The sequence below is a fragment of the Armatimonas sp. genome (assembly GCF_964826245.1).
On sequence record NZ_CBAYMC010000289.1, the window covers coordinates 1 to 4,718 of the forward strand.

The following is a 4,718-nucleotide window of genomic DNA, read 5'->3' on the forward strand; positions in this document are numbered from 1 at the left end:
TAGCGCGAACAGAGTGGTCAGTAGGGGGCTCGCGAGGATAGGGACGATCAGGAGTAGTGCCACTGCGGGTAAGTGCCCGCGTAGTACCACGGCAACAGCTACCATAAAGACGCCCAGCAGTACGCCTAAAGTCTGCTGAAGGTAGAAAAGAAGCTTGCCACCTAGTATCTGCCGTGCGGTGAGCCCGGAAAGCAGCAGTGCATTCCAGGTGCGCTTCTCCCGCTCACTGACAATCGCTGTGGAAGCACTCAGCCCCCCCATCAGCACGCCCCAGAATCCCGATGCAAGTCCACCCACTCCAGACTTCAGCCAGAGGGCTAGAACTGGGATAAGCGTGTAGGCAACCGCAAAGATGACCAGCAACGGGAATGTCTTTTTCCAGAGCTTCTGGGGCAGAGAGAGTGCGTCCCACTCGGCACGCTTCTGCCGCGCCGCCTCTCGCTGCTCAAGTTGTTTGTGCTCGGGCAGGTTCGCGTTGATCGGAGTCGCAATCAGGCTCTCTTTGCGGTAGACCGGGTTCTCCACCACGACCTCGCGCCAGAGAGCCGCAAGCGCGGACTCAGGCTTTGCGCGTTCGATGGTGCGCTCGCGTTGTTGTTGAAAGGCCATCACTACTTTACTACGACGTAATTTTTCGACTCTGGTTGCGGCTAATCGGGGCTTTCTTCGTTTTTTGTTCGAAATCTTCCGGGGCGCAGGCTAAACAACCCGCAGAGACTCATGAGAAAGCTTGCGCCTAGTGTTGGGGCGCAGAGCATCAGAAGGCGCAAGAGATTGGGAATTGCCTCAAAGGGATTGCCCGAGACTGTCAGCCAGCCCCAGACTCCCAGCGGCACCAGCGAGAGGATCCCGGCAGCGAAGCAGCAGAGAGCACGACGCATGCCTATGGGAACTCGCAGGGCTCTCTCCGCTCCCAACCCGAGTGCGGCTCCAGCGGGCACTGCTTGGAGCAGGAGAATGTCCCACGCGATTCCCGTCAGCTGATCGGGAGGAAGGCTCTGGTGATAGAAAGCAGTTAGGGCGCCCAGAGCACCCGCGCCAGCGAGGCTTCCTAGGAGACCTCTCATGCTAGCTTATCCTCGACTATCTCAGAATTCACCGTGCTGCGCTCCTCGAACTCATACCAGACACGGATAAACGGCTGCCAGTCCGGCGAGGGAATGACCACGGTCTCGATATTGACCACACGCACCTGATGAGCTGCAACCCAGAGGTTGGCCTGTTGAACCGCTTCCATCAGGTTGTCGTGCTCCGCCGACTGGAAGAAGCCGGAGGGGCGGTTTTGTTTGGGGGCAAAGTCACGAAAGGCAAAATGATTCACACTCTTTATATGGTCACTCCTCAATGAATCTCTAGTTGCTCCCCCGTGGACTCGGCACGCAAGGTGGTGCCGTACATCGGGGTGAGTGCGGTGGGGAGGGCATGTGCGACTCCTGTGGTCTGGGCGCGTAGATGGTACTCGTAGACATGCTTGCCCTTCGCCAGCCGCCGGGCAAAGAGCGCCACCCGATCGTCACGGATGTCTATATGCGAGTACCAGTAGTTCCACTCCCCGTAGGAGTCTTCCTCCTCAAGCGTGCCGCGAGCATTGGGCTCAAAGCCCGAGGGGAAGCGATCCTCCAGAAGAATATACTCCAGCGGCTGGTCGGCCTCCACAATGAGGCGCACCCGAACCGTGTCGCCCTGAGTGAACTTCGTGCTGGCGGCCTCGGGGATGAGACCCTTGGGGCCAGAAGCGAGCTTGATGTACTCACGTCGCACTTTAAGCCCCTTGGCTTCCAGAGCGGGCAGCGTTGTCGCTCGCGTTGTCTGGCGTAGAGTGGCTGTGGCGTAGCCCGAGCCCGCAAGGGCCAGGGAGTTCTCGCCACTCTGAAGTGCTGTTCCGGGCACGGTTACTTCTAGGAGTCGTCCCCGTTTCGCCAGCGTGAGTGGCTTGCCATTGAGCGTGACTTGTGGACGAGCGAGATTGGGGATTGGAGTGGCGTACTCGGGGAGCTGGCAGAGGGTCGAGACCACAAACGCTGTGTCGCGGGTGTCGCCGAAGTAGCCGTCGGTCTGGGTAGAGAGCAGGAAGCGTGTCGCTGGGCCGAGCAGGGGGCTCTTGGGGTTGGTGGCGAGCAGGGCACGAGTCGCCAGTGCGGTGGTCATGCGCTCGGTGGCGTTCCAGGAGGCTCCTTCATTGGCCCAGTGCGCAAGGACTCCATCCATCACGGCCTTCTTCTCCAGCGCGGCGGCGTAGGGCTTGGCGTCCAGCCCGACCGTTTTACAAAAGAGCGTCAGCCATGCTAGGGTCTCGGGGCGCTTGGCTGCGGATGGGCCGAAGCGGGTCAGCAGTGCCGTGAGCTTGGGCGCTCCCTGCTGGCGCACCCGTGCGCCGTCCACGCGGCTCAGCACATAGAGCGCAAAGGCCGTCTCTGAGGTGATTTTCTTCGGGTTCTCCAGCAGGGGCCAGAGTGACTTTGCCCCTTTCTCAAGGAGCATCGGAGGCACAGCATAGCCCGCATCCCGTGCCTCGGTGAGGCCCCAGAGCGCGTAGGTCGTGAGCCAGGGATCGGCGGCATCTTTGTACCACCAGCCCCAGCCGTTGTCACCCTGAAGCTGTGCCCCGAGCCGGGTGATTCCTGCCGTCACCAGCGTTTCATCCGCGACTTTGGCAGCCATGAGCGGGACAAAGCGGCTGACAGTCTGTTCCACGCAGCCGTAGGGGTATTTCTTGAGGTACTCGGTGGCCTCGGTCACGGTCTCACGCAGGCTCGGCGCGACCCGAATCGTCACAAACGAGCGCTCTGGGACGGCATCGGCGGGAAGCGAGAGCTTTGCTGTGGGAGCCAGCGCGATATTGGTCAGCGTCTCCCGTGAGAAGGGCCGCACGGTGAGGGGCAGCTTGACCCCATCGGTGAGCTTGGTATCGGTCCAGCCTTCAAGAGTTACCTCGGTAGACTCAGGCATTGTGCCCGGCACGGTCCAGCTCCAGCTTGTCTCTCCCACTGTCCCCGATGCTACGGTCAGGGTCTTTTCCTCAACGGGAAGCCCGAGCGCCTTGAGCTGTAGGTGCGCGGTCTGCGACTGGCCGGAGTTGTTGTGAACCAGCCCACTCAGCTTGACCTGATCGCCCTCCACCACAAAGCGGGGCATGTCGAGGCGCACAAAAAACGGACGGTTGACAATAATCTTCGCCCGTGCATAGCCCACGGCGGTCTGGTCGGTGATGGCATTGGCCACGGCGCGCCAGGTTGTGAGGTTATCGGGGAGCGTGAAGCTCACTTTCGCGTGGCCCGTAAGGTCGGTGCGAAGGGCTGCGTTCCAGTAGGCCGTGTCCACGAACTTCTCGCGGGTCTTGACTTTAATGCCATCTTTACCGTCGCCTGCCAGGTAGAGTATCTCAAATGAGTGACGGGTGCGCACGCGGCTGGTGCGGTGGGGATAAAACGTCTTGCGGAGCGCCTTGGGATCGTCCTCTTTCAGCGCGTAGATCGCCTCGTCGGCCACGGAGAGTGTCAGCTCGGTGGCGACGGGCTTGCCGTCGCTATCGGTGATGGCGATATCAAAGTTGGCTTGGTCGCCGGGCTCGTACTGGGACTTGTCCGGGGTAAGCGCGATGCTGAGCGTCTTTCGTGGGAGCGTGACCCTGAGCGGGGTTTCGGTCTGAGCGAAGGTCTTGTTGCGGATGTAGCAGGCCGCCAGCGAGACATTGGGGCCGTACTCGTCCAAGACCGGCACCTCGACCGTCGTGACATTCTGGCGAATGGGAACTGACATGGTCTTGTAGATCCGCTCGCCCTCAATGGTCAAGATCGCCGTCTGACCGGTCTCCGCCGCCCCGATCACGACACGCGCGGTCTCGCCAGGGGCGTAGCTGCGCTTGTCGGTGGCCAGCGTTAGCCCCGAGAGACCGCTTTGCGCCAGATCCGTGTCCCCATCACTGGCGGGCGTCACCCAGAGTGTCTGGTGGGTCTGCGCCTCGCGGCCTTTTGCGTCTTTAGCCGTGGCAATTAGATCGATATCGCCACTCTTGGGCAGGGTCACGGTGAGAATCGCCCGTCCGTCCTCGCCCGTGATGGCTTGTTGCGGCGGAACTACGGCTACGATGGCTTTTTTCTCGTAGTGCTCTACCCGCAGGCTCACCGGAGAGTTCGGAAGTGGCTTGCCCTCATGGTCGCGCACGGTGACAAAGAGCTTGGTTGGCTGACCAGCCCGTGCCAGATAGCCCTCGGGAGTCAGCGCCACTTTCACCTCGGCGGCAGTGACACTCACATCGGTGCTGCTCTCGACTTCGCGCTGGGCATCGTCGGTGATATAGGCCGTCAGCTTGTAGCGCTCAGTCTGCGGCGGGAACACGCGCTTAGGCGCTTCTTCGTCTTCATTTTCCCTGTCTTGCGTCTCTTCGTTGTGTTTTTCGGGCTCGGTGGGCAGGCGAAGCACTAAGCGCCCCGTGCCGTCCAATCTCCCTTCCCCATCTGCTACCAAGCTCCCGGAGCCGTAGTCCTCACTCGTAAGGTCTTCCTCAAGGCTCGGCCAGCCCGTGTTGTCGTAGTCGGCGCTCCAGTCGGTTTCGCGGGTCAGGCTCCAGTGGACTTTTGCGTTGGCGACGGGCGCACCGAAGTAATACGTTGCTGCAACGGTGGCCTCCAGAGTGGAGTTTCGTAAAATCCGCGTCTGCGTGGGCGTCACTTTCACCGAGAACTCTGGCTTGCGGTACGACGCGATCTCGATGCTGT

Annotated in this window: 3 protein-coding genes and 1 pseudogene; all 4 read right to left on the reverse strand. The window is 61.1% G+C overall.

Features of this window, described 5'->3' with window-relative positions; genetic code table 11:
* A pseudogene (locus tag AC1XOS_RS19850) lies at nt 1-609 on the reverse strand (hypothetical protein); the annotation flags it as partial.
* Between the two features lie 41 nt (nt 610-650).
* Entirely contained in the window at nt 651-1,067 is a 417-nt protein-coding gene (locus tag AC1XOS_RS19855; RefSeq protein WP_481963950.1) for a hypothetical protein, read from the reverse strand.
* Complete coding sequence (locus tag AC1XOS_RS19860) at nt 1,064-1,321, reverse strand: hypothetical protein (RefSeq protein ID WP_481963951.1); 258 nt, start codon at nt 1,319-1,321, stop codon at nt 1,064-1,066. Before AC1XOS_RS19860 ends, AC1XOS_RS19855 begins: the two co-directional genes overlap by 4 nt.
* 20 nt (nt 1,322-1,341) lie before the next feature.
* Nucleotides 1,342-4,718, reverse strand: a 3,377-nt coding sequence (locus AC1XOS_RS19865; protein ID WP_481963952.1) for an alpha-2-macroglobulin family protein, incomplete at its 5' end; no start/stop codon positions are given.

Excerpts from the sequence above, each read along its gene's own strand:
- AC1XOS_RS19855 (WP_481963950.1), bottom strand. The coding sequence starts at position 1,067 with ATGAGAGGTCTCCTAGGAAGCCTCGCTGGCGCGGGTGCTCTGGGCGCC.